This is a genomic window from Actinoalloteichus hoggarensis, from assembly GCF_002234535.1.
Taxonomy (GTDB): Bacteria; Actinomycetota; Actinomycetes; order Mycobacteriales; family Pseudonocardiaceae; genus Actinoalloteichus_A; species Actinoalloteichus_A hoggarensis.
In genome coordinates this window covers 3,054,649-3,079,694 of the sequence record NZ_CP022521.1, presented here as the reverse complement: position 1 = coordinate 3,079,694, position 25,046 = coordinate 3,054,649, and the positions used below count along the sequence as shown (strand labels likewise).

Here is a 25,046-nt window from a genome sequence, read left to right as displayed (position 1 = left end):
GCGTACGAGGGTCGACGACGCGGACCGTGGTCCTCCTCGCCGCACACGGACCAGACGGCGCCCCGCCGATCCGGCCGGGACCCGGGATGCGGCGGCGCCGAGTCACACCGGACACAGGGTCGTCCGTCCACCGGTCGCGGGGCGGGGTCATCCATGACGTCCGAGGCACCGTTGCCTCCCTTTGACGTTCGGTATGTCGAATTTTGATCCTACGGAAAGCGCTTCCAGAAACCGTAATAGGAGAGGGAACATCCGTCAACCATCGGCATCGACCGTTGACAGTCGCCCTGTACAGCGCGGAGAACAGTCGATGCCACACCCTTACTCATCGACCAGTAGAAAATCACCTGCGACGTCACTATTCGATATTTCGAATCGAATTCGCTATCTCGCTGTTTCGGGACGCCCCTCGATGCCGTGCCCCTTCTCCCTCCCGGCTGTCTCAGGCCAGCAGCGCGACGGTCAGGAACAGCACGGGCAGGCTCAAGATCGTCGTGGTGAGCGCGGACTCCCTCGCCAAGGTGACGCCCTGATCGAAACGCACGGCATACCCGAACACGTTCTGCGCCGAAGGCAGCGCCGCACAGACCACGACGGCCAGCAGCGCGTGGCCCTCCAGCCCCAGCAGCAGCCCCAGCAGTAGTGCCAGCAGCGGATGGACGATGTTCTTGATCAGCACCACGGCAGCCAGCGACGGGATGGTCTCCTTGGACCGCCCAGGCAGGGCTGCCCCGTGCAACGAGATGCCGAAGGCCAGCAGCATCCCCGGCACGGCGAGATTCGCCAGCAGCTCGATCGGCGCCAGCACCGCGGCAGGCGGGACCACGCCGGTCGCCGACACGATCAGCCCCGCGGCGGTGGCGACCGCGATCGGGTTCCGCAGCGGCGCGGTCATCGTGCGCAGCAGCGGCGGCCGCGTGCCTTCGGCCCGTTCCGAGAGGATGTCCAGGACGGTGGTGAAGACCGGCGTGAGCACGCCGAGCTGGAACAGCAGGATCGGCGCCATCTCCGCCGCGTCGCCGAGCGCGTAGGCGGCGATCGGCAGGCCGAGGTTGCCTGCGTTGACGTAACCCGCGGCCATCGACCCGATCGCGGTCTCACCGGCGGGCCTGCGCCGCAGCATGCCGACCGGGATGTAGAGCAGACAGGCCAGAGAGCTGGTCACGCCCGTCACGAGCAGCGCGGAGGAGAGCACGGCGCCGACGTCGGCATGAGCCAGTGTGACGAAGAGGAGCGCGGGAGTCGCGACGAAGAACGCCGTCCTGGAGAGCACCTGAGTGGCCGACGGTCCGAGTACGCCGGTCCGCCCGACGAGATAGCCCACCAGGATGACGGCTCCGATGACGAAGAAGCCCTCGATCACGCCGTTCATGCGACAGTCACGTCATGCCACCGTAGGACTGTGACCCCCGTTAAACCGAGTCGGGTGTCCCGTCCAGGAAAACCGTTCACTGAGTGAGCTGAACACGGCCCGGTGCGACCAGCCCCCCCGGCCTCATGCGCTGCCGGACATCGCGGCGGCAATCTGGCGGGCCGCGGAGCCGAGGCGGAAGCCGCCGCGGCGAGCCGCCGGTCACGTCGGCCACGACACCGACGAAAGCCGACCTCTCGGGGTCCGCGTCTGCGGCCGGCGACGACTCGGTTCCGGGACGGCGCCCGAGAGAGCGGGCGACCGGGCTGGACCGCGACCTGCCCCTGTCCGGGCGACCTCCCGTCCACGCCGTCGTGCCGGCGCGGGTGTCCGCCCCACGCCGACGCTCAGTGGTGGAAGGCCGTCTCCGTGGCGTGCCCGCAGTCGGGTGCGGAGCGCAGCTCGGCGAGCACCCGACGCAGCTCCTCGAAGAACAGGTCGGCGAGATCCTGCGTGAAGCCGTTGCGGCAGACGATCCGCAGGACCGAGAGGTCCTGTCGTTCCGCCGGGAAGCTGTAGGCGGGGACCTGCCAACCACGCTCCCGCAGCCGCCGAGAGACGTCGAAGACCGTGAAGCCCTCGGCACGCTCGTTCGTGGTGAAGGCGAACACCGGCAGTTCGTCGCCTCGGGTGAGCAGCCGGAACGGCCCGAGCTCCTCGATCCGGTCCGCCAGCCGAGTGGCCACGTCCCTCGCGGCCTGCTGAACCGCGCGGAATCCCTCCCGGCCCAGTCGGGCGAAGGTGTAGTACTGCGCCGCCACCTCCGCGCCGGGCCGCGAGAAGTTGAGGGCGAAGGTCGGCATGTCGCCGCCGAGATAGTTCACGGAGAACACCAGTTCAGCGGGCAACAGCTCTCGATGCCGCCACAACACCCAGCCCACTCCGGGGTAGACCAGGCCGTACTTGTGGCCGGAGGTGTTGATCGACGCCACTCGCGGCAGCCGGAAGTCCCAGGTCAGTCCCGGATCGAGAAAGGGAGCGATCATGGCGCCGGAGGCCCCGTCGACGTGCACCGGGATGTCGAGGCCGGTGCGTCGTCGTAGGCCGTCCAGCGCCGCGGTGATCTCGGCGACGGGCTCGTAACCGCCGTCGAAGGTGGACCCGAGGATGGCGACGACGCCGATGGTGTTCTCGTCGCACCGCGCGACGGCCTCCTCAGCGGTGAGGTGGAAGCGCTCCCCCGACATCGGCACCAGGCGGGGTTCGACCTCCCAGTATTCACAGAACTTCTCCCAGCAGATCTGGACGTTCGAGCCCATCACCAGATTGGGCCGCCCCGGCCCGTGCCATCGGCGCTTGAGAGCCATGCCCGCGAGCATGCAGGCCTCCGAGGAGCCGGTGGTCGAGCAGCCGATGACATCGGCGGGCTCCGGTGCGTGCCACAGGTCGGCCAGGATGTTCACACAGCGGCGTTCCAGCTCGGCCGTCTGCGGATACTCGTCCTTGTCGATCATGTTCTTGGCCACGCAGTCGTTCATCAGCGCGCGAGCCTGGGGTTCCATCCACGTGGTCACGAACGTCGCGAGATTGAGTCGGGCGCTGCCGTCGAGCTCCAGCTCGTCCCGTACGAGTTGGAGCGCGGCGTCCGGCGGCAGGGGGCCGTCCCGCAGACGCAGGTGGGGTAGCGTGATCTCGGAGCCCGGGTCGGGATCGGCCAAGCCGTGGAACGGATTGCCCGCCCCCTGCGGAGCGGGGTCCCGGCGACGGCCCGAATGCAGCACCATCCCCCGAGCGTAAGTCCGCGAACCGCACCTCGCCGGGGGCATCGCGACCGGTGTCCACGACCGCGGTACGTCCGGTGCGGTGCGGGTTCGATACCGGTGACTTCGACGCTGGTGTGTTCGACTCCGGTGAGTTCGGCTCCGACGATCTCGACCGGCGGGTCGACGCCGACGCGGGCACGCGGCCAGGACCGCGTCCGGTACGCCGGTGGTCGGGGCCGGCTCGCGCGACGAACCCGAGGCGGTCGGTGCGCCGTCATAGGGTCTTCGAGGCAGCGGACACCGGCGGCCGACAACCGCCGGCGGGCAGCGACTCGACGGGCCGTGCCGACCGCGACGCGGGGCCTGCACCGGCTGCGCCCGACTCGCTCGGCAGAATGGTCTCTCATGTCGGCACTCCCGAACGATCTGACGTCCGCGCTCGACGGCGTGCTGACGCGCTTTCCCCGTCCGGTGCTGGGACGATCGGTCGAGCGACTCATCGGTCACTATCGGGAGGGCACCCCGCCCGCGCGGCCGATCCTCGGCTCGGACGTGGACGTCGCGGCCTACGCCTGTTATCGGATGCCCGCCACGTATGCGGCGGTCCGCTCGGTGTTCGACCAGGTCAGCACCGTCGCCCCCGGATTCGCGCCCCGTACCCACGTCGACGTCGGGGGCGGCACCGGAGCCGACGTCTGGGCGGCGGCCGACGCGTGGCCCTCGCTCGCCGACGTCACCGTGCTGGAACAGTCCGCCCCGGCGATCGCCCTCGGCCGCCGCCTCGCCGAGTCGGCGGCGTCGACGGCGGTCCGGCGGTCCACGTGGACGCACGGCGTCATCGACACCTCCGTCGACTCGCCTGCCGCCGATCTGATCACCCTGTCCTATGTGCTGGGCGAACTGGCGGAACGGGACAGAGCCGACGTCGTGCGATGGCTGTCGCGCCGCACCGGCATGCTGGTGATCATCGAACCGGGCACGCCTGCCGGCTACGAGCGCATCGCCGCCGCGCGCGACCTGCTCCGCGACCTCGGTCTGCGGCTGGTCGCGCCCTGCCCGCACGAGGGCGCCTGCCCCATCCCCCGCGGTCGGGACTGGTGCCACTTCTCGGCGCGGCTGCCCCGCAGCTCGGCCCACCGCCATCTCAAGGACGGCGCGCTGAGCTTCGAGGACGAGAAGTTCTCCTACATCGTCGCCTCGCCGCACGACTGGCGGCGGGCCGCCGGGCGAGTTCTGCGGCATCCCCGCAAGCCCCGAGGACAGGTGGCCCTGCGGCTCTGTTCGGACGACGGGACGCTGGCGGACGTCACGGTCTCCCGACGGCAGGGAGCTCGGTACAGGGCGGCCCGGGACGTGCGCTGGGGCGGTGAGTGGCCGCCCGCCGACGACGACCTGATCGACCTCGATTGATCCGGCCCGCCCGCAGACGGCGGCTCCAGCCGGACCAGCACCGAGCCGGGCCGATCCGACTCCGCCCGAACGCGCACCGACCGGCCCGGTCCGTCCGACGAGCCGACGACCGTCCTGGCGGCGCAGGGAGGTCAGTCTCGCGAACGGCCGACCGTCACCGGGGAGGATGATCGACGACGGCTCACCCGGAAGACCGCCACGGAGATCAGTGCCACGGCCAGGCCGGTCAGGCTCAAGGCCACGCCGACCCACGCCGTGGACGCGTAGCCCCATCCCGCCGTGATGGCCAGGCCGCCGAGCCACGCCCCGGCGGCGTTGGCGATGTTGAGCGCCGAGTGGTTCGAGGCCGAGGCCAGCGACGGCGCGTCGGGCGAGGCGTCCATGAGATGCACCTGGAGCGCGCCCGCCAGCACCTGGGAGGTGAAACCGATCAGGAACACCGAGGCGACGGCGGGCACCGGCAGGGTGGCCGTGAGACCGAACAGAGCCAACACGAGTGCGGATGCGATCAGCGAGCCGATGACGGACCCCGGCACGGATCGGTCCACGAAGCGACCGCCGACGAGGGCGCCCACGGTCTGTCCGAGCCCGAAGACCGCGAGCATCCACGGCACCGCGGACTCGGGCAGGCCGGTGACCTCGGTGGTGGTCGGCGAGATGTACGAGTAGACGGCGAACATGCCGCCGAAGCCGATCATCCCCGTGAACAGCGCGAACCACACCTGAATCCTGCCGAAGGCACGCAGTTCGCCGAGGACGCCCGCGTCACGCGTCGCGGCGATCCTCGGCACGTGACGGTGCACCGCCAGCGCCGTGATCACCGCGATCACCGTCACCGCCCAGTAGGCGCTGCGCCAGCCCGCCTGCTGTCCCACCGCCGTCGCGATCGGGACCCCGCCGAGGTTGGCGACGGTCAGGCCGATCATGATCTTGGCGACCGCCCTGCCGCGTCGGCCCGGCGGGACGAGGGCCGCCGCCACGACGGCGGCGATGCCGAAGTACGCGCCGTGTGGCAGGCCCGCCAGGAACCGGGCGGCCACGAGCAGTCCGGCGCTCGGCGCCACCGCCGACAGCGCGTTGCCTGCGGCGAGCGCGACCATCAGCCCGATCATCAGTCCCTTACGGGGCAGGCGAGCCGCCAGACTGACGATCAGCGGCGCTCCCACGACGACACCGAGCGCGTAGAAGGTGATGGCGTGCCCGGTCGCCGGGATCGAGACGTCGAAGGAGGCGGCGATCTGCGGGACCAGGCCCATCGTCGCGAATTCGGTGACCCCGATTCCGAAGCCGCCCAGCGCCAAGGCGGCCAAGGCCTTGGTGGCAGCCCGGCGATCTCGGTTCGAGGTCGCCCCGGAGTAGGCGGGCGGCGTCATGGCGGCGTTCCTCCACGGATCGGTTGCGGCTTCGAGGGGTTCGACGAGCGATCCGCACAGCACTGTCACCGATCAGCACCCCGCACCCTAGCCGCGGCGGCGACCGGCTGCCCAGGAGATTCGCCTCACGCGACGCCGGCCCACGCCGTTCGATCCGTGCACATGGCAGGTCGGCGCAGGTGGTGCGAAGCGTGCCGCGGCATGCGTCCCCTCCGGCGGCACCGCGGCGGCGAACCGATCGAGAGGGGCTGCCCGACGGTGCGGGTGCGCTCGACGAACACGGTGAACCGATGACGGACGTGGCCGTACCCGGGGGAACGGTCCCGAGGGCCTCGGTCCCGCACGGTCACCGTCGAACCCGGCGAGGCGGTGTGGTGGCCGCGGCCTTCTCGCGCGACACCATGATCGACCCCACGCGGGTGACGCGGCAGGCCACCACGTTGGAGGCCACCGCCGGACGGCGGCGCACCGCAGCCCGTGTCGCCCGGCGGCGGGATCGATCTCGGCGACGCCGGCGCCCTGACGACCGTTCCTCGGCGTCTGCGATACACAGCAGTCGGGGCCGCCTGCCTCCCGCCGACCCGGTCGCGGCGATCCGACATCGGCGGCCGTCGGTCGACACGGCGGGCCCGAGACCCGCTTCTGTCCTGCCGGCGAGATCGAGCGCCCGGTCGCCGGATGCCGCCGCCCGACTCCGCACCGCCCACCGTCCGGGCCGCCGCGACTCCCGGGCCGGGTCACGATCTCGTGGCGCGTCTCGACGACGCGCGTGTACGGCCCACGCGGACGAACCTGCCCGAGCAGGTCGAGTCGGGCCTTCGTCGGGGCGAGCGGGAGCCGGACGGGGCGTGTTCGTGCTCCGCGGGCGTCCTCGCGGACGATCGTGGTGAGGCGGTCGGCGGGGCCGCCTCCTCGTTCCCGCCGCCGCGAGGGTCCCCCGCCGCCGAGCTGCTCGACAGGCTCCGCACCACCGCGCTGGTATGGGGCAGTCTCTTCACGACCGCTTCTCGGGCTCGTTCGGACGAGGCGCGCGGCATGCCCGCCAGGGCCGGCGGGAAGCACTCAGACCCTCCGCCGTCCGAAATTCCAGATGATGACAGCATATGCTTAAGGCATAAGTCATCGCTCGTATCACCCACAGGGAGCTCGAACCATGCCCGTCATCGATCCGAACACGGCCGCAGGCGGCGCCGTCGACATCCTCGATCCCGAACTGCTGCGCGACCCGGTGAGCGGCTACTCCCGGATCCGGGAGCAGGCACCACTGGCCTGGGCGGATGTGCCCGGTCTCGGCCCGATGCACCTCGCCACGCGGTATGCCGACGTCCGGCTCGTCTTGAACGACCCGCGCTTCGTGATGGCCGTCCCGCCATCGCCGGACGGCGGCCCGGACCCCATGGAGCTGCAACTGCGAGCACGCGGCGTCCCCCCGGAGTGTCTGCCGTACCTGCGTGCGGGACTCACCGACACCGACGGGGCCGATCACGCTCGGCTGCGCGCGCTCGTCTCCCGCGGCTTCACCGCCCGCCGCGTCGCCGCACTGCGGCCGCGGGTGGAGGAGATCACCGAGGAGCTGCTCGACCGACTCGTCGAGACCGCGCGAGACTCCGAGGACGGCGTCGTGGACCTGCTCACCCACTTCGCCTATCCGCTGCCGATCATCGTGATCTGCGAACTGGTCGGCATTCCCGCGGCTGACCGGTCCCGGTGGCGTCGCTGGAGCGAGCTGCTCGTGACGGGCAGCGGCCCGGAGTTCGGCGCGGCGCTGCTGGAGATGATCGACTGGACGCGAGCACTGATCGCCCTGCGACGCGACGCGCCCGAGGACGACCTGATCTCGGCTCTGATCCACGCGCAGGACGCCGACGGAGACCGGTTGAGCGACGTGGAGATGGTCTCCCTGATCCTCAGCCTGATCATCGCCGGACACGAGACGACGGCTCACCTGATCGCCAACGGCACCGCCGCACTGCTCACCCATCCCGAGCAGTACGCCCTGCTGCGCTCGGACCCGACGATCGCCCCGCGCGCGGTGCACGAGCTGCTGCGGTGGTGCGGCCCGGCGCTGGCGGCCCGGATGCGGTACGCCACCGAGGACCTGAAGCTCGCCGGCACCGTGGTCCGTCGAGGCGAGGCGGTGATGCCCATGCTCGTCGGAGCCAACCATGATCCGCGGATGTTCCCCGGGGCCGATCGGCTCGACATCACCAGGACGGCGGAGCGCGGCAGGCGCGAGACCCACCTCGCCTTCGCGCACGGGCCGCACTACTGCCTCGGGGCCGCGCTCGCCCGTCAGGAGGGCGAGGTGGCCTTCGTCGCGCTGGCGGGGAGGTTTCCCGCACTCGCGCTCGCCGTCGACCCGGCCGAGCTGGAGCGACCGATGGCACCGGGTGCGCTGCGGTTGACGGCGTTGCCGGTGACGCTCTGATCGCGGTGGTGGTCGCCGACCAACCGGCGACCATCACCGCACGCCATGCCCTGCGCGCCGGATCGGACGGCTCCGGTCTCGACACCCCGCCAGGTTCGCCACGATGGCGCACACCGAGGCGCGGCCCGTGCCCGAGGACGCTCGTGGTCGTTCAGGCGTGTCAGCGCGGTCGTCGATCATGGCCTCGGCCGTCGAGTTTGGCAGCCCCGTGGGTGACGCCGGCGGGCGGGCAACGGGATCAGCGGCGGACCTCCAGCAGAGTCTTGCCCACCGTCGCCCGCGCCTCGATCGCCGCGTGGGCGGCGGCGGCCTCGGCGAGCGGGAATCGCTGTCCGATGATCGGCCGCAGGGTTCCGGCTTCGGCCTGAGCCAGGGCCTGTTCGGTGAAGCGGCGCACCGACGCCGGAGTCATGGTCGGCCGCACCAGCCGCACGCCTCGCGCGACGGCGGACTCCTCGGAGATCCCCGCCCACTCACCGGAGGCGAGCCCGTGGCTGATCATCCGGCCGCCCTCGCCGAGCAGCGTGAAGGCCGCCCGGCCGATGTCGCCGCCGACCCCGTCGAACACGACGTCCACACCACCGACCTCGGCCCGCACCCGTTCCGGCCACTCGGGCTCCAGGTAGTCGACGACCGTCCGCGCGCCGAGCCGGGCGGCCTGCTCGGTCTTGGCCGGTCCGCCCGCCGCCGCCACCACGCCCGCGCCCGCCGCGCTCGCCAGTTGCACGAGGAGCGTGCCGACGCCGCCCGCCGCCGCCTCGACGAGCACGCGCTCTCCCGGCCGGGGCCGGGCGGCGTCGATCAGCCAGTTCGCGGTGCGGCCGTCGGCCAGCAGCGCCACCGCGTCGTCCAGCGCCACCGACTCGGGCACCGCGAACAGGGCCGCGGCGTCGACGGCCGCCTGCTCGGCGTAGCCGCCCTGTCCCCCCGCGCTCGCGACGACCCGCCTGCCGATCCACCCGGGCTCGACGTCCGGTCCGACCGAGGTCACCACCCCGCTCACCCCGTTGCCGGGAATCAGCGGCAGTGTGGCGGGCTCGGCCCTGCGCGGTCCGCGGCCCGCGCGGAACTGCGTCTCCACGAACGTGATGCCTGCGAAGGCCACCGCGATCACGACCTGCCCGGGACCCGCCGTCGGGTCGGGCGCCCGACCCGCCACGAGGACCTCCGGACCGCCCCATTCCCGTAACCACACCGCGCGCATTCCCGAGTCCCTGTCCGTCGTGAGCACCGATCAGGAGATCCTGCGACCTCAAGAGGAGTTGAGGTCAAGGAGGCCACCCGGTCCGGCCGGGGAGGAGTCGCCGCCGGCCGCGTGGGCGCTCGTTCGACGGACGCGCGTCGAATCCGCCGGCCGCCGTCGACGACGACGAACACATTCATTCACATCTCCTATTCTGCGACGCGGAGATAATCTTCGCGAATCGAATGCAGCCTCGGTCGATCATCGGCCGATTTGCTCCGGACGGCGCATTCATGAATCGAGGGCAGGACCCTATGCTGGGTGGGGACAATTCCTCCGACGATGTGGGGATGACATGTCCACCCATACTCTGCTGCCCCGAGCCGCCGCCGTGAAGGTGCTGGCCGTCGCGGGCGTCGTGGTGCTGTTCCTGTCGACGTTGTGGGCGGGCTCCGCCTTCGGACACGGCTCGACGATCGATCCGCCGTCCCGGAACTACGGCTGTTGGCAACGCTGGGGACACGATTTCCAGAATCCCGACATGGCAACCCAGGACCCCATGTGCTATCAGGCCTGGCAGGCCGACACGAACGCCATGTGGAACTGGAACGGTCTTTATCGAGAAGGGGTCGGCGGCGATCACCAGGGCGCCATTCCCGATGGGACGCTGTGCAGCGCGGGTCGCACGGGCGGCACCCGCTACGCCGCATTGGACGAGCCGGGGCCCTGGAGGGCCGTCGAGGTGGGCACCAGCTTCACCGCGACCGTCCACGATCAGGCGCTGCACGGCGCCGACTACTACCGGATCTATGTGACGCGGCAGGGCTTCGATCCGCTGACCGACGAACTCGGATGGGACGATCTCGAACTCGCCGGCGAGACCGGTCGGGTCGCTCCCGGCGAGGGGACGCCCAGCGGTGAGCCCTCACTCGGCGGTGTCTCGGTGGACATCGAGGTGAACGCTCCCGGGCGCTCCGGCCGACACATCGTCTACATGATCTGGCAGGCCGGCCACTTCGATCAGACGTTCTACGGGTGCAGCGACGTGATCTTCCGCTAGTCGCCCGACCGCCACCGCCACCGCCGCCGGATCGACGGGGTGCGGTGGCGGACGTCCCCTCGGTCGCCGGACCCGGCCCCCGCACGTCGCCGTCGGAGCCGGTTCGGCGGCCGGGCGCGTGCAGGCTCGAGCGAGTCCTCCGGCCGCGAGGACCAGGTCCCCGGTGCGGGCAGCGGGCGACGCCTGGGCGCTCCCGCACGGAGTCCCCCTGCGACCCGATGAGGCGAGCCGTCACCGGTCGACGTGGCCCGCACCGCCGTACCGCTCCCAGTCCGACCTGGTCAGGGCATATTCGACCTCACCGTGCTCGGCACCGTCGATCGGATCGTCGAAGTCCTCGTGGAAGGTCCGGAACAGGGTCAGGCCTGCCTTGGCCAGCACACGTCGGGAGGCGAGGTTGACCGCCATCGTCGTGGCGAAGACGCGGCGCAGTCCGGCGCGTTCGAAGCCCAGCCGGATCAGCGCCGCCGCCCCCTCGGTGGCATGGCCGACGCCCCAGGCCCGACGACGCAGGCGATAGCCCAGCTCCGCCTCGCCCACGACATCGGTCGCCCGCAGCTCGAACCAGCCGAGGAACTCGCCGTCGATCCGGGAGTCGTCCGCCGTGTGTGTGAAGGCCGCCCAGTAGCCGAGGACGTCTCCTCGGTCGGACGCCGTCAGCATCGCGGGCAGGATCCGTCCGCGGACGACGTCTCGCGGAGTGGGTCGGCCGCCGGTGAGGAAGCGCATCACCGCCGGGTCGGCGTCGAGTTCGACCAGCAGGTCGACGTCCGCCTCGGTGAGGCGCCGCAGCACCATCCGCTCGGTCCGCAGGATCGCTTCGGCGCGGCCACCGGGCACGGCCGGGGGCCCGTGTGTCGAGTCGCCGGTCATGACGGGTCGACGCCCGGACGCGCGGAACAGGCCGGGCGGAGGGGGCTCCGCTCCCCCGGCGACGGACCGACGGCAGTCTGCATCAGCCGACTGTAAGCCGACGGAGGTCCGTGTCGGGCCGGTTCGGACCGGTTCGGGGGCGGGATCAGGCGACTTGGAAGGACCGCTTGGAGAGCCCCATCATGTAGCCGTCGATGGTGGTGGTCACGGGCCTGCCCGGGTCGTCGGACGCGCCGAGCGTCACGAAGAGCGGGATGTAGTGGTCGACGGTCGGGTGCGCGAACGGCATGCCGGGCGCGGCCGAGCGATAGGCGGCCAGGGTCTCGACGTCACCCCTGGCCAGCGCGTCGGCGGCCCAGGCGTCGAAGTCGGCCGACCAGCCGGGGACCAGGCCTTGCGTGATGATCTCCCTGGTCAGGTGGGGCAGGCCGTGCGTCATGAAGCCGGAGCCGACCACCAGCACGCCCTCGGCGCGCAGCGCCCGCAGTCGCCGCCCGATGTCGAGCAGCCGATCCGGGTCGTGGGTGGGGATGCTGAGCTGAAGAACCGGCACGTCGGCCAGCGGGTACATCACCTTCAGCGGCACCCACGCCCCGTGGTCCAGGCCCCGACCGCGATGCCGGTGCACCGGCTCCGTGTCCGACATCGCGGCGGCGACCCGGTCCGCCAGCGCGCCCGCGTCCGGCGTCGGGTAGGTCATCTCGTAGTACCGACGGGCGAACCCTCCGAAGTCGTAGACGAGCGGGGTGCGCGCGGCCGTGGCGGACAGGCTGAGCGGCGCCTCCTCCCAGTGCGCACTGACGATCAGGATGCTGCGCGGCTTGGGCAGCGAGAGCGACCACGCGAGCAGCTGCCGCATCCACGGCCCGTCGTCGAAGAGCGGCGGCGCCCCGTGACTGAGGTAGAGGGCGGGCAGCGGTCCGTCCTGCTCGGTCCAGCGGCGGTGTGCCCTGGCGGCGGGCAGCGCGTCGAGAAGGAAGTCGTCGAAGGCGCCTGCGGGCACCTGCGGGTCGAAGATCGAGCTCATGCGTGTCTGTCCTTCCTCGCAGAGGATGCCCGCGGCGGCTCGACGACGATGCCCGGACGGCCTGCCGAGTCGTGTGCGAACGGGCACGACACAGATTATATTGAAGCTTCAAGGAACATGTCGGCGGGAATCGAATGAGACTCGACCAGGCTTTGTAAGCTGGGATGATGACCGGGGCGGTGGCGTGGCTGAGCCCACGCGAGCAGGAGATCTGGCGCTCCTGCCTCCATGCACAGCAGACGCTGCATGAGGCACTGGATCAGCAGCTCCGTCGGGACGCCGGCATCCCGCACGCCTACTACCACATCCTGGTCGCCCTCTCCGAGTGCGACGGGCGACGCACGTCGATGACGAAGCTGGCCGCCGAGGTCGGCTCCTCCCCCAGCAGGCTCTCGCATGCCGTGAGCAGACTCGAGGCACGCGGCTGGGTGGCCCGGCGACGAGACCGCCGCAACCGCCGCGTCGTGCTGGCAAGCCTGACCGACCAGGGCTTCGCGGCTTTGGCCGCCGCCGCGCCCGGCCACGTCCGCGAAGTACGGCGCATGCTGTTCGACCGGCTGAGCCCCGAGCAGCTCGACGCGCTCGCCGACGTCACCTCGGCGTTGGACCCCCGGCCCGGCCCGTCCTGAGCCCGACCCCTGCCCCGGCACGCACCGCATCGGCCACAGGGGTACGGCACAGGCGATGACGGTCACCGTCGATCGGGCCGCCCGACCAGACCGGTTGCGCCGCAGGCACGCCGGCGACGTCGCGCGCCGGGCCGACCGATTCCGACGCCCGGCGGGGCGCGGCATCAGGCCGACCGCACGGACCCGCGATCGTGTCGTAGGCCGCCTCGTCGAGGCGCTACCGACACACCTGCCCAGCCGGGCGAGGTGGTGGCCCGCGACGAGCAGCCGCTCCTCCTCGCGACGCACCGGGGCCGTCGCCTCGGCGCCCTCCAGCGTGTTCGAGTCCGTCGGCGATCAGCCGGTCGGCCACGATGTCCTGCCAGTTCCGCAGGCGCGCTGGATGTCGGGGCCCGCCCGAGGATCTCCAGCGCCATGGCGGTGACCGGGCAGCCGTCGGCCCAGTACGGCACACCGTCGCCATGTCAGGCCGACGTGCTTGTCTCTACGACATGTACGCACCGACACCGGCCCTGTCCGGCCTGGTCCGCCGCTGGCAGCTCGGGTGGGGCATCGCACGGGATCTGCCGCCCGCCGACGAGGCACGCGGCGGACTGCACGTCCGGCACGGCGAGCCGGACCGGCACACCGAGATCATCGCGCTGCACGCCGACGAGGACCTCGACTCCGTCCGTGCGCTGGCCGAGGAGACGGCCTACTCACCGAACCGAGACTGGCTTACCGTGCCCACCCGACACCCCGAGGCGGTCGCGGCCGTCCTCGCCGACGCAGGACTGGCGATGGACGCGGGCAACGAGACGTTCATGACGACGCGACTCGACGGGGCCCGCCACGAACACACCGTCCCCGAGCCTTACACGAGCGCGGTGTCACTGACCGGCTCGGTGATCGAGGCGACCGTCCGGCATCCGTCGCGGACGACGGCCGCCCGAGGACTCATGGCATTGACCGGTGGCGACGCCGTGGCGCATGCCGTCGAGACCCGCCCTGCGCATCGACGACGGGGACTGGCTTCGACCGTGATGACGGCCCTGAGCCGAGAGGCCGCCGCCCGCGGCGCCACGATCGGCCTGCTCGTGGCGAGCCCGGACGGCGAGGCCCTCTATTCCACCCTCGGCTGGTCGGCCCACGCCGCGGTCCTCATCGCCAGGAACGGCGGCCCGAGCCGGGCTCGAGACGTCGTGGGCGGCGGCCGTTCGGCGAAGGTCGACCTCCGCGAGCACGGCTCACCCCGGCGTGCGCGGCCGACCCGGATCTGAGCACGTCGGCGTCGCCCGTGCCGGACGGTCAGTCACCGCTCGGCGCCGTCAGCGCCAGTTCGATGCCGAGGTCCCGGATGCCCGCGGCCGCGGCCTCGGCCAGGCCGTCGTCGGTGATGATCGCGTCGAAGTCCCGCAGGCCCGCGATGCGATACATCCCGTAGGTGCCGTACTTCGGGCTGCCCGCCACGAGCACCGAGCCGGAGGCCGACGCCATCGCCGCACGCTTGACCTCCACCTTCGCCGACGAGGGCGTGGTGACACCCCGCTGGAGATCCCACGAGCTCGTCGAGACGAACGCCAGGTCCAGCGAGAGCTGCTCCAGCGTCCCGGCCGCCAGCCGTCCGACGCTGGAGCGGTTGGCATGCTCGATCCGACCGCCGACGTGGATCAGTTCGACCTCGGGGCGGCCCACCAGCGCGTCGACCACGGAGAAGTCGTTGGTCACCACCGTCATGCCCGTGTGCTCCAGAACGTGCGGCACCATCGCCAGCATGGTCGTCCCCGCGTCCAGATACACGGTGGCGTCGTCCCGCAGCAACCGCGCCGCCTCGCCGGCCATCGCGAGCTTCTGCGGTCGTTCGGTCATGGACTTGTCGATGAAGCTCGGCTCCTGCCGGACCTGACTGGCGATCCGCACGCCGCCGGGAACGGAGAAGGCACGACCCTCCCGTTCCAGCGCGGCGATGTCGCGACGCACCGTCATGTGCGACACCCCGAGGATCTCGGTGAGCTGGTGCACGCTCAGCACCATCTGACCTCGTAGGTGTTTGAGCAGCAGTTCACGTCGTTGATCCGGGATCAACGGCGTCTCCTCGGCCATGATCGAGACCTCCCTCGCGTGCCTGACGGTACAGGGATCATCAGACCGCTCCCAGAGCCAGCAGGACGTTCAGCACGATGAACCCGGTGATCCCCGAGAGCACCGAGGCGACGCCGATCGACTTGATCCCCTGGCCCACGGTCATGTTCGACAACGTGGTGGTGACCCAGAAACCGGAGGAGTTGGCGTGCTTCATGATCTGAGCGCCGGTGGCGCAGGCCAGGTAGACCGCCAGGGGCGAGAGGCCGAGGGTCTCGATCAACGGCTGCATGATGGCCGCCGCCGTCATGACGCCGAGAATGTTCGATCCGGTGATCGTGCAGACCGCCGCCGCGACGAGGAACGGCACGAAGATCGGCGAGATGCCCACCGTCTCGATGCCGCCCGCGACGCTCTCCGCGACGCCGGTGGCCCGGATGATCTGAGCCAGCGCCCCGCCGATGCCGGTGACCGCGATCGGCATGGCCGCGAGCTTGAGGCCCTGCTCGAAGACGTCGGAGAGCACCTCCTTGCGATGCCAGCGACGCCCGAACAGCGGGAGCGCGGAGACACAGCCCAGGAACAGCGCGACGACGGGCTCGCCGAGGAAGCCGAGCACCTGTCCGCCGGTCGACTCCTCGCCCAGCACCGGCACCAGGAACGACGCCAGGATGATGACGCTGATCGGGAACAGGACGGGGATCAGCGACAGCGTCAGGCTGGTCTTCGGCCTGGTGTCGACGCCGTCGCCGGTGCCGCCCGCGCCCGAGGAGCCGAGTCCCAGGTCGGCGATGTACTCGGGCTTGGGGTCCACGTGGGTCTTCGTGCGCAGCAGGTAGAAGGTGGCGACGAGGATGCCGGGGAAGCCGACGACGAAGCCCCACAGCAGCGCCTGGCCGATCTCGACGCCGAGCAGCGACGTCGCGGCGAGCGGGCCGGGGCCGGGCGGCATCGTGGAGGTGAAGACGTAGGCGCCGAGGTAGAGGATCGGACCGAGCTTCATCATCGAGATGCCGGTCCGGTGCGCCATCACCGACACGATCGGGATGAGCATGAGTACCACGGTGTCGGCGATCAACGGAATTCCGATGACCATCGAGGCCAGCGCGATGCCCCACGGCAGCTTCTTGCCGGGAAGCAGCCGTTCGGCCTCCTCGGTGATGCGCAGCGCGGCGCCGCCGAGCTCGAGCATCTTGCCGAGCACGCAGCCGAAGATCACCAGCAGTCCGACGCTGGCCAACGTCGAGCCGAAGCCCTCGGTGATGATCTCGATGGTACCGAGGCCGCCCATGCCCAGCGCAAGGCCGAGCGCGGTGACGATGACGAACAGAGTCGGCACCGGGTGGACCTTGAACCGGGCGATCATCAGCACCAACAACAGGATCGCGGTGCCGAACGCCACGAGCGTGTAGACGTCGGACATGGGTCGCCTTTCGACTGTGTCGGTGCTGGACCCCGGAGAGGGCGGAGCACGCGACGGAGATGCGGTGATGGGGTCGGCCCGGGGTGAGCCGGCCGGTGGACGGACGTGGCCGGTCTCCCGCGCTCGCCTTCGATCAGCCGCGGCCGGAACAGGCCCCGGCGGCGGGGCGACGGTCTCGCCGCGGTCGCCGACGGACCGGTCGCCGCGGGGTGCTCAGCGGCCGCTGACGGCCAGTCCGTCGTGCCAGGCCGCGAGGAGGCCCTCGTCGTGGCCGGTCAGGTCGTCGAGCGTGATCAGCTCGCCCTCGGCGACGTCGCGGGAGAGGGTCGCCCCCGCCGCGAGGTAGAGGGGCGCGGTGGCGGCCGGCGTCCGGTCGGCGGGGAGCAGCACTGCGGCCACGCCGTCGACGTCGTGGTGGTGCCCGCCCATGGTGAGGACGGTGCCCGCCGTCAGAGGGCGGCGGGCCCGACCCGCGAGCACGGCGTGCTGCCGCGGTGCGGCTCCGCCGGAGGGCCGGCCGTGCAGGACGGCCGAGAGCAGGGTGATGGGCGTCTCGACGCCCATCAGGTGATAGGGCAGGTAGACGCAGGCGTAGCGCCCGTTCCGGCTGAGGACGTGGCCCTTCTGCGCCAGGGTGGCCCAGGTGACCGGATCGTGGGTCCGGACGACAGCGAACACGCCGCCCGCGAAGCTGGCCTCGCCGGGCAGGCGGAGGGCGCTGAAGACGTCGACCACGCCCGATCGACGCAGGACGCCGCCATCCTCGCGCGACGCGTAGACGTCGGCGAGTTCGGCGATGCGGACGACGGGGTAGTGCAGCGTCTCGACGTCGGGGACGCAGCCGGTGCTGTTGGCGACCACGGCCATCTCACACGGGTCGGCGGTGGCGCTGCGCTGGAGCCCGGCCACCGCCTCGGCCCTGGCCGCCAGGGTCGCGGGGACGTCCTCGCCCAGGGTCAGCAGGTCGCCGAGGGCCGGGGCGTCGACGGTCTCGTCGAGCTGGGTGACGCGCCCGGTGGCGGGGTCGAAGACGAGGTCGTACTCGCCGGACTTGCCGATGGCCACGATCTCGAGGCCCAGCACCCGTGCCCAGCTGTGCAGTCCGATGAGGTTGGCGGGCTGGTCGCCGTCGGCGGTGGTGTAGACGAGGCCGTTACGCTCGGCGAGCGCCGCGAGCGAGACGCCTGCCACCGAGTCGACCTCCTTGCTGACCATGGCGACGTGCCTGCCGTCGACGAGGGCGGCCCTGGCCGCCGCGTGGCCGACGGCGGGGTTGCCGGTGGCCTCCACGAGGATGTCGTACCGGGCGGCGGTGAGCAGCGCGACGTCGGCGACCAGCGCCACCGCGCCTCGGGACACCGCGGCGGCGACCTCGGCGGGGGTCTCGGCGACCACGAGGTCCGCCTCGTCGAAGCCCAGTTCCCGACACAGCGCCCGCAGCCCCGGCACGTCCAGGTCGCACAGCACCGCGGGGGTGAGCCCCGGCATCACGCGGGACTGGGCCAGCAGGGTGCGGGCGAAGCCGCCTTTGGCCCCGGTGAGGGCGAAGGTGACGGTCCTCTCGACCGTCGCCGCGAACAGCAGCTCGTGATTCATGGGTTCTCCTGTGCTTGCCCGGTCGCCGTGACCCGAGTGCGAGTGGAACTTCGCGGCGTGCACAGACCCGTGAGACTGCTGCCACGACGCAACAACGAACGCAAACTAACCTCGGATTCACAGCGAAGTCAACATGTGTATCATTTCTTCACATCCAGGCGAGGTCACGTGCGACACCCCGACCCGCCCACACTCACGAGAAGAACCAAGGAGGTCGCATGCCCGTGCTGGGCGGCATCGCCGACGACTTCACCGGCGCGACCGACCTCGCCACCAATCTCGTCGCACGCGGGCTGCGCACGGTGGTGACACTCGGCGTCCCCGCGCGAGAGGACGTGCCCGCCGACGTCGACGCCGTGGTGATCGCGGTGAAGACCCGCACGGCCGAGGTCGCCGAGGCGGTGACCACCGCGCGGGCGGCGCTGCGGACCCTGCTCGACCTCGGCTGCGAACGGATCTACGACAAGTACTGCTCGACCTTCGACTCCACCGCGCAGGGCAACATCGGCCCCGTCATGGACGCCCTGCTGGCCGATCTCGACACGCCCGGCACCGTCGTCGTACCGGCCTTTCCGGCCACCGGACGCACCGTCTACCAGGGACGCCTGTTCGTCGGCTCCGACCTGCTCGACGAGAGCTCCATGCGACATCACCCGCTGACCCCGATGACCGAGTCTCGCGTGCGCCTGCTGCTCGAACCGCAGACTCGGCACGCCGTCGGCGAGGTGTTCCACCAGACCGTCCGGCGCGGACCCGACGCGCTGCGGGCCGCCCTCGACGCCGAGTTCGCCGACGGCGGACCGCTGGTGGTCGTCGACGCGATCGATGACGCCGACCTCCGGGTCATCGCCGAGGCGACCCGCGACCTGCCGCTGATCACCGGCGGTTCCGGCCTGGCGCTGGGCCTGGGGACGGCGACGAGCGCCGACGCGCCCGTCGAGCGGGCCGAGCTGATCCCCGTCGTCGGCGGTCACCGCGCCGTCCTCGCGGGCAGTGCCTCGGCGGCGACCCGCGCGCAGGTGGCCCACGCCAGGAACCGGCTGCCGTGGTGGAAGCTGGACCTGGAGGCGCTGCGGACCGACCTGGACGCCGAGGTCGCCGCCGTCGTCGAGTGGGCGCGGGCCCGCTGGGCCGAGGACGCCGCACGCCCGGTGCTGGTCTATGCCGTGGACTCGCTCGCCGACGTCGAACCGCCGCGCGCCGACGGCGGCGAGGCCGCCTCCGTGCTGGTCGAACGCGCGCTGGGCCGCTGCGCCGCCCGGTTCGCCGAACACGGCATGGGCGGACTCGTCGTCGCGGGCGGCGAGACGTCCGGAACGGTGCTCACCGCGCTGGAGGTCACCCGACTGCGGCTCGGCGCGAGCCTGTCCCCCGGCGTCTCGTGGGCGGCGGGGACCACCCGCGCTGGCGCCGTCGTCAATCTCGCGCTGAAGTCCGGGAACTTCGGCGACGAGGACATCTTCACCTCGAGCTGGGAGCGACTCGCGTGACCGACCACCGCCACGCCCTCGTCGACGCCGGACGCCGGCTGGACGCACTCGGCCTGAGCCCCGGAACCTCCGGCAACCTCAGCGTCCGCGACGGCGACCGGGTCCACATGAGCCCGACCGGCGTCTCACTCGGCGCGCTGTCGGTGGAGGAGCTGTCCGTGCTGGACCTGGAGTGCCCGGCGGATCGGGCCCATGTGTCCGGGCCGAAGTCCTCCAAGGAGTTTCCGCTACACCAGGCCCTCTACCGCCGCGACCCCGAGGTGCGGGCCGTGGTCCACCTGCACTCGACGCATGCCGCCGCCTACTCCTGCCTGCCCGCCTGGTCGCGGCACAGCGCGATGCCGCCCGTCACGCCCTACTTCGTGATGAACGTCGGCCAGCTCCCGTTGATCCCCTATGCCGCACCGGGCGACCAGGATCAGGCACGGGGCATCGAGTCGCTCGACTTCCCGTTCCGCGCCGTGCTGCTGCAGAACCACGGCCCGGTCGTCGGCGGCGCGAGCATGGACCGCGCGGTCGCGATGGCCGTCGAGATCGAGGAGACCGCGCGGCTGCTGCTCGCGCTGGGCGGCCGACGGCCTCGAACACTGACTCCCGCCGAGGTTCGCGAGCTGACCGAACGCTACCGGTCGCCGTGGACCCACCTCGGAGTCGACGACCAGTCGGCGGGCGCGCCCGCGGTCTGAGTCCCGAGGCTCGCGGCCGACGCCCGCGCGAGCGGTCAGCCGGGTGCGGACGCCGGGTCGGGTGTCCGCACCCACAGGCTGATCATGAAGGCAGCCAGGGTGAGACCGCCCAGCACCACGCCGACACCCGGATATCCCGCCAGACCGAGACCCGCGCCGCCGAGGGCCGCGCCCACGAACACGCCCATGCTCATCCCGGCCGCGTTGATCGTGAGCGCCGTGCCGCGCAGCGTGGGGCACCGCCGGACCAGCAGACTCACCACGCACGCCGCGACGACCGCGTGCGCCGCGCCGAGAAGTCCGGTCAACAGCAGCGCCACGGGCAGCGACCAGGTCAGATAGAAGCCCGAGATCGCCAGGAACGCCGCCAGCAGTCCCCCCGCGAGCAGCCGCTCAGCGGGAAGCCGCGAGCCGATCCGGTTCGCCAGCCTGCCGGTGAACAGGTTCCCCACGAAGAACGCGGCGCCGCTGAGCGTCCAGACGAACGCGAACGGGCCCGGCTCCAAGGCGAACCGCTCGGAGTAGAACGGTGCCAGGTACGCCAGGTAGCCCATGAAGGCCGCCGTGCGGAGTGCGGCGATGAGCAGCAGGGGCACGGCCCCCGGCAGGGCTGCCAGCGCGCGGAAGGAGGCCAGGTAGCCGAGCCTCGGTCCGACCTCCGCCGGCGGTCTGCTCCGGCGCGATCGCACGAGGAACAGACCGGCCAGCAGCATCGAGACGACGGCGACGGCCAGCAGATTGCCCTGCCAGCCCCAGATCAGGCCGGGCGCCACGATCAGCGGCGCCGCGAGCATCGCGGCGAGCGACTGGGTCGCGGTCACCAGCGTCGCCGCCCGCCCGGAGGCGGCGTCGGAGGTGAACCGATCGGCCGCCGCGGTGGCGAGCGCGGGGCTCAGCACGGAGGTCGCCGCCCCGATCAGGAAGCAGAAGGCCGACAGCGCGAGGAAGTGGCCGACCGCACCGAGCGCCGCGGACAGGCCCAGCAGGGCGAGCGCACCCGCCGCCGCGAGCTCCCGAGGCACCCGGTCGATCAGGGGCGCGAGCAGGGCGCCGACCACCAGCGAGGCCAGTCCGCCGAGACCGCGCAGCCCGCCCATGGCCGCCACGCTGCTGTCCGAATGCGCGGCGATGGCCACCAGGTAGGTGCTGAACACCGTGAAGGGCAGCAGGCTGACGGCCGAGGCGACCAACACCGGCCACAGCAGTCCGGCCATCCGCAGATCACCGGGGACCGGGGAGGACTCCGACTTCGTCTGCCCGGCGGGAAGCGTCTCGGCCGGGGATGTCGTCTCGGGAACCGTCCGGTCCGAGGTCACCCCGTCGAGGTTCGTCCGTGCGGCGGCCGTCTCTTCGGGGGCCGCCTTCTCGAAGGCCGAGCCGACGGGGGCAGTCCCCTCGGGAGGCTTCGCCGCGTCCTCGACCGCCCTTCCCGTGTCCGCCTGCCGGGCGGGGGTGGCGGATGTACCGGCCGTCAGCACCCTGTCACCTCTTTCCCGTCCGAATCGGAACCCGTCATCACCGCTGTTCCGCCTTTCTCCGCTGTCCATGACACGGTGTCACAGGTCTTATTGAGGTGTCATATGCAGAACCCGCGATATCGACGCCGCTGCCGGCTCGCGAATACACACCGTCGCCACCGCCTGTCCTACGGACGTGGCAGGCTCGCCGGGACGCCCGGCAGGCGACGTCCCCGACAACCGAGGCCACGCCTGCCGAAACCCGTGGTAGATCCGGCATTCGGGCACGCCGACTCCCGCCGGACCCGATAGGACACCCACTGATCACCATCGACAGCGCGAACGGCCGCGCCGCGAGAGGCGGCCTTCAATTCAGGAATTGCCATCACCGCATACGAATTCCCCGAATCGGCGTGTGAAACCGGAATGCCGCCGTCGGGTCACCGAAACGGGAAGGCCTTCTCCGCCCCCGCCGATCCCGCGCGCGGCGGAAGCCGACAGACCGATGCCTCGCCGCGGGTGCGTCCGCGATCCGCGGGCGGCGTGATCGGCTCGGGCCGCCTCGCGGTGCGATCCGGCTCCGCCGCGAGGTCACCGTGCGGCGGCAACGCCTGCGCGTCCCGTCCCGTCTCGCTCGGCGCCGTCTCGTCGGCGCCGAGCCGCTGACCGCGTCCACCCGGACGAAGTAGTCGGGGCGGGGGCACCGGCGACAGTAGCGAACACACATCGTGACCACCGCCGCCGCCGACTCCACGCTCGTGCCAATTCGACAGCCGGGCGTTGACTTCGCCTCTCAGTTACATAATCGTTGCAATAAGTGACGGTCCGGCTCGGCGGTTCGTCATTCGAGATCCAGGAGTCCGCGCGCGACGCCAGGTCACCTCGGCAGGACGCCCGAGGCGCGGCTCCGATCCGACGGGGACCGCGTGCCCGGGTGTCGACAGGCCTGTGACCTGGTCGCCGCCTGCCGTACCGGTCCGGCTCATACCGCGGCCGTGGCGTGGTCGTGCCGACGTCGGAGTGCCGGATGCCGTCATTCACCCACTAGGATTGCGAGGAGCCTCATGGCAGACCAGGGCATAGACCTCTCTCACTGGAACGCCGTCGACGACTGGAGCGCGGTACACGACGACGGAGTGGTCTTCTGTTCACACAAGGTCACCGAGGGAACCGGGCACGTCGACTCGCAGGCGGCGAAGACCGTCCCGCATGCCCGTGACGCGGGGGTCGCCACCGGCGGGTATCACTTCGCCCGTCCGGGCGACGTCCCCGGACAGGTCGCCCACTTCGTGCACCATCTCCGCGAGAACGGGTTGCTGGAGAAGGGCTCGTTACTGCCCATGCTGGACGTGGAGGCCGCGGAACTGCGCGACGACGCCGACGCGCTCACCCGCGACTTCATCGCCGAGTTCCGCAAGGCGTCCGACGTCCGGCCGATCCTGGTGTACTCCAGCCTCGACTGGTTCCAGAACGTGCTGCGGCCGGACGACTGGGCCGATGAGGAGGTGTTCCTGTGGATCGCCCGCTTCAACGACGCCCCCCGGCGATCCCGGCTGGTCGCATGATCGGCTGGCGCTGCATCAGTACACGAACCAGGGCAGCGTGGCGGGCATCCCGGGCGGCGTCGATCGCAATGTCACCCTCGGCGACGTCGGCGTCGGAGACCTGACGCTGGGCTAGACAGGCCCGGGCCCGCGGCACGGTGGGCGACGCGAGGTCCGCCGGTCGGCGGAGATCGTCCGGCCGTTGTTCCGCGGTGGCGTCGAATGCCGGCCGTCGGTCACGACGCAGGTCGCGCCCGCCTGCCGAGCCGCGGCAGGCAATGGTGAAACCGCCGTCGCACAGAGACCCGAACCAGACCCGGCCGTACTTCGCCGACGCGGTACGCGGATACGTGAACCGACTCGCGAGGGCGGTCCCGTCAGGCCTCAGAGTTCCTGTTCGGCGCGTTCCATGAACTGTTCGACCGCGTCGTCGATGGACAGTCGTCCGAAGCCGATCACCGAGTTGAGTCGCTGCCATTCTCGTTTGAGCGCGCTGTTGCCCGGTGGCGGGGCGGACGGGGGTTCCTCGAGTTCGTCGGCGAGGGCTTCCTCGTAGTCGTAGACGAGTTGGTCGGGGCCGTCGAGTTCGGCTCCGACGGCTGCTCGGACGTCGTCGTTGACGGGCATGCCTCGGGAGGTGCCGAGGATGAGTCCGGCGTCGACGTCGTTGAGCAGGAAGTCGACCAGGGCGGCCGACTCCTCGGGGTGATCACTGTTCGCCGCGATGCTGATCAGCGTGCCCGGCTTGGCGAACTGCCCGATGCGCTCACCACCCTCCGTCCTGGGCATGGGCGCCAGGTCGACGCCCTCGGGCATCACCGAGAAGAACGTGGTCGTCGCCGAGTCCCAGGCGAACTCGGAGTAGGCGTCCGACATGGCCAGCGGGGAGTTGGTGATGGCGCCGTCGATCTCGGAGGTGATGGTGGCGGGGGTGGCGGCCTCGGTGGTGCGGAACTCGTCGAGGAGTTCGAGGTAGGTGCGCAGGTCGTCGGAGGTGAAGCCGATCTCGCCCGCGTCGGTGTAGAGGTCCTTGTCCTGCTGACGCAGCCAGACCTGGTAGGTCTCCCAGGACCAGCCGAAGTCGGTGGTCCCGTAGCGCTCGCCGTCGGTGGACTCGGTGAGCGCCTGACTGCTGCTCAGCAGGTCCTCCCACGTCCAGCCCGCCTCGGGCAGCGGCACCCCGGACTCCGTCCAGGCCTGCTCGTCATACGCCCACGCATGCGTGTTCTGCGCCATCGGCAGCGCGTACAGACTCCCGTCGATCTCCCCGGACCGCGCCAGCAACGGCGTGATCCCCTCGGTGCCCAGCTGATCCTCGTCGAACTCGTGCAGATCGGCAAGGACACCCCGATCCCCGTACTCCCGCAGATAGGCGTAGTCCATCTGGATCACGTCCGGAGCGTTGTTGCCCGCGACCTCGGTCGCCAACCGCTCGAAGTACCCCGAGAACGCCGCATACGACGTGTTCACCGTGATGTTCGGATGCCGCTCCTCGAACAACGCGATCGCCTCCTCGGTGACCCGTGCCCGTTCGTCATCACCCCACCAGGTGAACCGCAGCTCGACTCGGCCGTCGGTCGCATCACCACCGCACGCGGTGAGCAGCATCGCCGCCACCAGCATCGTCGCGGCCGCGCGGCCGCGCGTGGTCGGCGGCTGTCGTCGCACACTCATCTTCCGTCCTCTCCCGGC

General features: G+C 71.2%; 19 protein-coding genes. 8 read left to right on the top strand and 11 right to left on the bottom strand.

Annotated features, from left to right (window positions below; genetic code table 11):
- Positions 1 to 442: 442 nt before the first annotated feature.
- Positions 443 to 1,372: an AEC family transporter gene (locus AHOG_RS13545; RefSeq protein ID WP_093941678.1), complete on the bottom strand. Its 930-nt coding sequence runs from the start codon at positions 1,370 to 1,372 to the stop codon at positions 443 to 445.
- A 386-nt stretch (positions 1,373 to 1,758) separates the two neighbouring features.
- Entirely contained in the window at positions 1,759 to 3,135 is a 1,377-nt protein-coding gene (gene gad, locus AHOG_RS13540; RefSeq protein WP_093941677.1) for a glutamate decarboxylase, read from the bottom strand.
- Between the two features lie 384 nt (positions 3,136 to 3,519).
- Between gad and AHOG_RS13535 the strand changes: the two genes are divergently transcribed.
- Positions 3,520 to 4,524, top strand: a complete 1,005-nt coding sequence (locus AHOG_RS13535) for a small ribosomal subunit Rsm22 family protein (protein WP_093941676.1) — start codon at positions 3,520 to 3,522, stop codon at positions 4,522 to 4,524.
- A 131-nt stretch (positions 4,525 to 4,655) separates the two neighbouring features.
- Here AHOG_RS13535 and AHOG_RS13530 read toward each other — a convergent pair whose 3' ends face one another.
- Positions 4,656 to 5,897: an MFS transporter gene (locus AHOG_RS13530; protein ID WP_093941675.1), complete on the bottom strand. Its 1,242-nt coding sequence runs from the start codon at positions 5,895 to 5,897 to the stop codon at positions 4,656 to 4,658.
- 1,153 nt (positions 5,898 to 7,050) lie between these two features.
- Here AHOG_RS13530 and AHOG_RS13525 point away from each other — a divergent pair.
- On the top strand, positions 7,051 to 8,325 hold the full coding sequence (locus AHOG_RS13525) for a cytochrome P450 family protein (protein ID WP_093941674.1): 1,275 nt from the start codon (positions 7,051 to 7,053) through the stop codon (positions 8,323 to 8,325).
- 238 nt (positions 8,326 to 8,563) lie between these two features.
- Here AHOG_RS13525 and AHOG_RS13520 read toward each other — a convergent pair whose 3' ends face one another.
- Positions 8,564 to 9,529 (bottom strand): zinc-binding dehydrogenase, encoded by a 966-nt coding sequence (locus AHOG_RS13520; protein ID WP_093941673.1) that lies wholly within the window; start codon positions 9,527 to 9,529, stop codon positions 8,564 to 8,566.
- Between the two features lie 334 nt (positions 9,530 to 9,863).
- Here AHOG_RS13520 and AHOG_RS13515 point away from each other — a divergent pair, with 334 nt between their 5' ends.
- The gene (locus AHOG_RS13515; RefSeq protein ID WP_093941672.1) at positions 9,864 to 10,568 is read left to right on the top strand and encodes a lytic polysaccharide monooxygenase auxiliary activity family 9 protein; all 705 of its coding nucleotides are present in this window, start codon (positions 9,864 to 9,866) and stop codon (positions 10,566 to 10,568) included.
- 231 nt (positions 10,569 to 10,799) lie between these two features.
- Here AHOG_RS13515 and AHOG_RS13510 read toward each other — a convergent pair whose 3' ends face one another.
- The gene (locus AHOG_RS13510; RefSeq protein ID WP_093941671.1) at positions 10,800 to 11,441 is read right to left on the bottom strand and encodes a GNAT family N-acetyltransferase; all 642 of its coding nucleotides are present in this window, start codon (positions 11,439 to 11,441) and stop codon (positions 10,800 to 10,802) included.
- A 145-nt stretch (positions 11,442 to 11,586) separates the two neighbouring features.
- Complete coding sequence (locus AHOG_RS13505; RefSeq protein WP_245856740.1) at positions 11,587 to 12,555, bottom strand: dioxygenase family protein; 969 nt, start codon at positions 12,553 to 12,555, stop codon at positions 11,587 to 11,589.
- 77 nt (positions 12,556 to 12,632) lie between these two features.
- Here AHOG_RS13505 and AHOG_RS13500 point away from each other — a divergent pair, with 77 nt between their 5' ends.
- Positions 12,633 to 13,097 (top strand): MarR family winged helix-turn-helix transcriptional regulator, encoded by a 465-nt coding sequence (locus AHOG_RS13500; protein ID WP_245856738.1) that lies wholly within the window; start codon positions 12,633 to 12,635, stop codon positions 13,095 to 13,097.
- A 491-nt stretch (positions 13,098 to 13,588) separates the two neighbouring features.
- Entirely contained in the window at positions 13,589 to 14,356 is a 768-nt protein-coding gene (locus AHOG_RS13495) for a GNAT family N-acetyltransferase (protein ID WP_093941669.1), read from the top strand.
- A gap of 28 nt (positions 14,357 to 14,384) precedes the next feature.
- Here the strand turns inward: AHOG_RS13495 and AHOG_RS13490 are convergent, their stop codons facing one another.
- The 3 genes from AHOG_RS13490 to AHOG_RS13480 all read right to left on the bottom strand — a co-directional run bounded on the left by AHOG_RS13490 (position 14,385) and on the right by AHOG_RS13480 (position 18,177).
- Positions 14,385 to 15,179, bottom strand: a complete 795-nt coding sequence (locus tag AHOG_RS13490) for a DeoR/GlpR family DNA-binding transcription regulator (RefSeq protein WP_093941668.1) — start codon at positions 15,177 to 15,179, stop codon at positions 14,385 to 14,387.
- 40 nt (positions 15,180 to 15,219) lie between these two features.
- Positions 15,220 to 16,581 carry a GntP family permease gene (locus tag AHOG_RS13485; protein WP_093941667.1) on the bottom strand — a complete coding sequence of 454 codons (1,362 nt, stop codon included), beginning with the start codon at positions 16,579 to 16,581 and terminating at the stop codon, positions 15,220 to 15,222.
- Positions 16,582 to 16,794: 213 nt separating this feature from the next.
- Positions 16,795 to 18,177, bottom strand: coding sequence for an NAD(P)H-dependent oxidoreductase (locus AHOG_RS13480; RefSeq protein WP_093941666.1), 1,383 nt, complete (start codon positions 18,175 to 18,177; stop codon positions 16,795 to 16,797).
- A gap of 218 nt (positions 18,178 to 18,395) precedes the next feature.
- On the opposite strand from AHOG_RS13480, the gene otnK reads away from it, so the two are divergent.
- Together otnK and AHOG_RS13470 are read left to right on the top strand one after the other, a co-directional pair.
- Complete coding sequence (otnK, locus tag AHOG_RS13475) at positions 18,396 to 19,667, top strand: 3-oxo-tetronate kinase (protein ID WP_093941665.1); 1,272 nt, start codon at positions 18,396 to 18,398, stop codon at positions 19,665 to 19,667.
- Positions 19,664 to 20,353 (top strand): class II aldolase/adducin family protein, encoded by a 690-nt coding sequence (locus AHOG_RS13470; RefSeq protein ID WP_093941664.1) that lies wholly within the window; start codon positions 19,664 to 19,666, stop codon positions 20,351 to 20,353. The genes otnK and AHOG_RS13470 overlap by 4 nt, the downstream gene beginning before the upstream one ends.
- Before the next feature lie 35 nt (positions 20,354 to 20,388).
- On the opposite strand, the gene AHOG_RS13465 is transcribed toward AHOG_RS13470, so the two are convergent.
- Positions 20,389 to 21,831 carry an MFS transporter gene (locus tag AHOG_RS13465; protein ID WP_245856737.1) on the bottom strand — a complete coding sequence of 481 codons (1,443 nt, stop codon included), beginning with the start codon at positions 21,829 to 21,831 and terminating at the stop codon, positions 20,389 to 20,391.
- A gap of 1,043 nt (positions 21,832 to 22,874) precedes the next feature.
- On the opposite strand from AHOG_RS13465, the gene AHOG_RS13455 reads away from it, so the two are divergent.
- Complete coding sequence (locus AHOG_RS13455; RefSeq protein ID WP_093941662.1) at positions 22,875 to 23,375, top strand: glycoside hydrolase family 25 protein; 501 nt, start codon at positions 22,875 to 22,877, stop codon at positions 23,373 to 23,375.
- Between the two features lie 363 nt (positions 23,376 to 23,738).
- Here the strand turns inward: AHOG_RS13455 and AHOG_RS13450 are convergent, their stop codons facing one another.
- Positions 23,739 to 25,028: an ABC transporter substrate-binding protein gene (locus AHOG_RS13450; protein WP_245856735.1), complete on the bottom strand. Its 1,290-nt coding sequence runs from the start codon at positions 25,026 to 25,028 to the stop codon at positions 23,739 to 23,741.
- Positions 25,029 to 25,046: the final 18 nt, after the last annotated feature.